This is a genomic window from Bradyrhizobium sp. CCBAU 11357 (assembly GCF_028128865.1).
Lineage (GTDB): Bacteria > Pseudomonadota > Alphaproteobacteria > Rhizobiales > Xanthobacteraceae > Bradyrhizobium.
On the sequence record NZ_LBJW01000054.1, the window covers coordinates 1 to 3,817 of the forward strand.

2 protein-coding genes and 3 pseudogenes are annotated in these 3,817 nt (G+C 58.3%); 3 read left to right on the forward strand and 2 right to left on the reverse strand.

What is annotated here, in order from left to right; translation table 11 throughout:
- Nucleotides 1–64: 64 nt before the first annotated feature.
- Nucleotides 65–512 (forward strand): annotated as a pseudogene (locus tag XI05_RS09100) (transposase); the annotation flags it as partial.
- A gap of 1,111 nt (nt 513–1,623) precedes the next feature.
- Nucleotides 1,624–2,354, forward strand: a pseudogene (locus tag XI05_RS09105) (DDE-type integrase/transposase/recombinase); the annotation flags it as partial.
- A 218-nt stretch (nt 2,355–2,572) separates the two neighbouring features.
- On the opposite strand, the gene XI05_RS09110 reads toward XI05_RS09105, so the two are convergent.
- Entirely contained in the window at nt 2,573–2,911 is a 339-nt protein-coding gene (locus XI05_RS09110; RefSeq protein WP_271500767.1) for an IS110 family transposase, read from the reverse strand.
- A gap of 150 nt (nt 2,912–3,061) precedes the next feature.
- Here XI05_RS09110 and XI05_RS09115 point away from each other — a divergent pair, with 150 nt between their 5' ends.
- Nucleotides 3,062–3,448, forward strand: a complete 387-nt coding sequence (locus XI05_RS09115) for a hypothetical protein (protein ID WP_271500770.1) — start codon at nt 3,062–3,064, stop codon at nt 3,446–3,448.
- Between the two features lie 113 nt (nt 3,449–3,561).
- Here the strand turns inward: XI05_RS09115 and XI05_RS09120 are convergent.
- Nucleotides 3,562–3,817 (reverse strand): annotated as a pseudogene (locus XI05_RS09120) (IS66 family transposase); the annotation flags it as partial.

The following is a 3,817-nucleotide window of genomic DNA, read 5'->3' on the forward strand; positions in this document are numbered from 1 at the left end:
CCACAACTCTCTGAAACCGGAGCCGTCGCCTGATCAAAAGTGCGAAAGATTCTGGACAGTACCGCGTGGCTTGGTCTATCTCGCGGCGGTTGTCGATGTGTTCAGCCGACGGGGTCCTGGCCCATCGCGTCTCGATCACAATGGAGGCGGCCTTCTGCGTCGAAGCGGTCCAGGAGGCGTTGGCGAAGCACGGCAGGCCCGAGATTTTCAACACGGACCAGGGCAGCCAGTTCACCAGCCTCGAGTTCACCGATGTGCTGCTGGACGCGAAGATCGCCATCAGCATGGACGGCAAGGGCGCCTGGCGCGACAACGTGTTTGTTGAGCGGCTCTGTTGCACGGTCAAATACGAAGAAGTTTATCTCCGCGCCTACGACGGCGTGTCCGAGGCGCGAGCATCAATTGCCAAGTATCTGGCCTTCTACAATCAGGGACGCCCTCACTCGAGTCTTGACGGGCGCACGCCCGACGAGGTTTACTTCGGCACGCAAGCTATGGTGATGGCGGCATGACTGTCGCCGACGATATTGTCGTCGCTCTAGTCGGGCTACGCCCTCCCGACGCAACGACAACATCGTAAAGCCCCGCGTTCAGCATAACCCGGCAGGAATCCACTTAAATCCAACGGGGCGCTGTCCAAACCACCGGGGCCAGCTCTGGATGAGCACTAAGTGGCCCCGCCTGGGCAGCGGCGCAAGCTTGTCAAGAATGTGCTGCGGGGCGCCTTCTTTGATCTGTGCGCCGTATGCGTAAACGAAGCCGTCGTCGTTGACGGCCTCGTGTATGTATACTCGATTTAAATTAATTCATCGGGCGTGAGGTCAAGGGCCGCGGCAATCGCCTCGACTTCCTCGCTGTCGTACCCATCGTCAACCGTCTGCTGCTCATTGTGCACCGCACATCATCCCTGCCGCATCCTAAAGATCAACTTTATCTGCACCGGTCTCAGCATGTGCTCCAACACGTTTACGAAAGTGTGAGCGACGAGATTCGATCGAGTATTCTTTCCGGCGCTCGGAGCCATTGCGGCATTTGGCGAGGCTGCAAAGTCTCAGCGAGTGGAAATCAGTTCAGACTCCATATTTCGATGTCTTCGACGGCGCATTGGAATTGCAGGGGCATCAGGCTCCATTCGCCTGGTCGACCCGAGAACGAAATGCTTCGCTTGAACGACATGACGGATCGATACACCGCAGCTCTCGCCGGCAAATCGCCTTTCCTCGTCAAGCCATGGCATAGATGTGGAATCCTAGCAGCTCGACTTGTCCGGTCCTGCCACCTGCCTCGATCCCGCACTTGAAAACTAGGAGGTGTGAAGGTGTTCAGCGAAACGCAGGAACGCGTTCCTTAGCATTGAGTTGTCCTATGTTTGTCGTCTCGATCAATTGCCTAAGCCTGTAGTTGACGGTGAAACGAGGCATCGCTTCACAAAGGCTGGCCGCAAATATCGATGATTGCGGCTTCATAGCGAACAGCCAAAACAGCAACGGCTCAAGCTGTTCGGCCAAGAGACGACGATGCCGCTAGTTGATCCGGCCGCGGGCGCACCAAGACCGGTGGGTGAGCTCTGGACCTATGCAGCGGACGACCGGCCATGGGGCGGCGGCGATCCGCCCCGAGTCGCTGAAGCGGCTCTCGGTAGACGCTATGCTAGGCAGAGCGGCCTTGAAGGACCAGTTGGGGAAGAAATGGTGATGCCCGCAGCCAAGCGGAAAGCGGTCGTCCATCGTCGAGACGCCTTCGGCATGAGCGAACGGCGCGCGCGTATAGCCATCGGCTGCTGCCGCATGACCATGAGATACCCGAACGACCCGGGCAGACGTAGCCGGCCTTGGCCAGCGCACGAGGCGATTGCCCAGGAACGTCGCCGCTTCTGTTATCGATGCCTGCAGGTGCTGCTCAAGCGCGAGGGCTATGTGGTCGACCACAAGAAGCTGTTCGGGCTCTACCGGGAAGAGAAGCTCGCAGTACGCCGCCGTGGTGGCCGCAAACGGGCAATTGGGGCCAGGGCCCAGACGATGGCGCGACGGCCCCCAAAGATCGTCTCGCGCGACTTCGTGTCAGATCAGATCACCGACGGCCGTCGCTCCGCATTCTGACCGTGGTCGACCATAGCACCCGCGAGTGTCTGGCGCTGGTGGCCGATACCTCGCTCTCGGGCACCCGCGTGACACGGGAACTGGAGCCTCCTGATCACCGAGCGCGGCAAGCCTAACACGGTGGTCAGCAAAAACGGCACTCAACTCGCCAGCGATGCCGTTCTGACGTGGGCGGATCAGAGCCGCGTCGCTTGGCACTACCTCGCGCGAGGCAAGCCCTTGCAGAACGCGTTCATCGAGAGCTTTAGGTATAGGCAGCCCTCGCTAATGCAAGGGATTCAGCAGCACTTTGGATATTGGCCGGGTGCGTTCATGGATATAGCGTGTTAGTGCGACCGATGCGATGGCCGCTGGCCCTGGATGGAGATTGCGGATCGAGGTCTCATCAACGGGTCGCGCTTGTTGCGCCTAAAGCTCTTCGGGCTTGCTCGATCTCCAGCTCCGCCGGTGTCACATCATGCTGTCATTTGCGCTCACACCATCCGTGGCCAACTTGATGGCAACGCGATGGCAACGACCATGGGCCGATACAGTTCAAGCAGGGCTTCGATACAGCCACCTCCGGCCCAGGACCAGCCCTTTGGATGCCGAACGACCTTGCGTGTTCCGATGTCGAGCAAGTACCTGAGATAGGAATCGCCCTGTTTCGGAAACCGATCTAGCCCGTCCGTTCCGGCGGTGGAATTCCGCTTAGGCCTCAGGCCAAGCCAGGCCACGAACTCCCGCGCGGAGCGGAAGATGGTCGCGTCCGGCACGGTCGCGGCGAGAGCCGGGGCCGTTATGAGACCAATCCCGGGAATCGGATCGATCAAGCGCCGTGAGCGAGAACGTCAGAAGTAGGTGAATGGAATTGGCGAGTAAGCGCTCCAACTATCAGACATGATAGTAACTCACGGACCAGTGCGGAGGCTAATTTCGCAAGGACGCTTCGCGGCCGTTCAGAAAGTAGAGGAGCTTTCAACATGCTCACAGCAGCTGAAATTGCCAACGCAAAAACTCGCGTCAACTATCAAGATGACAATTTTCTCCACGAGGATGATGATAGCGTCCGGATTGCCTATCAATGGCTGGACGCGCAAATAACAAGAAAGAAGAAGTTGAGAGCGGGACACCCTTTAAAGGAGATCATTGAAATTTGGGGCGGTAGGTTCGTTGCATCGTCTGATGTACGCGTTGCAGCCGAATTGCACCCACGAATTCGAGGGATGTACCCGCAGTTCAACATTAGCTCTCGCTTAACGCTTCCTTCATGCCGTCGTCTGTTGGGTATTGCTGGGGCCAGAACGCAAGACTACTCGCTTACTGCAAACCACATCATCCAAACGTATGCTCGAATCGAAGGACCATAGATCAGCCGTTTGCCTGCAGACCCGCACCTAAAAACTTATTGTAGCTCGAAACAGGCTTTGCCTCAAAAAAAGCTCCGACCATAACTCCAGGGCGCATCGAGGGGCCGTTCAGGGATCTCCTCGAAGGCAAAAGCCTGCTGTTCGTCATCGATACTCGCCCAGCCGAGCTTTTCCGATCGTCGGTCGAACCGGGCGCGGTCAAAGGCCTTTAGGATCTGCGTCAGCCGCGCGATGCGCGCATCGGCGTTGCGGGCCTTGAGATCGTCGATCTCGCTCTCCAGCGCATCGCAGGTGCCGCTTTTTTGGGCCATGGCAAGCACCATGGCCTTTAGCATCTCTACGTCGTTCGGGAGGTCGAGATCGGCCGGG

Excerpts from the sequence above, each read along its gene's own strand:
- XI05_RS09115 (WP_271500770.1), top strand. The coding sequence starts at position 3,062 with ATGCTCACAGCAGCTGAAATTGCCAACGCAAAAACTCGCGTCAACTAT.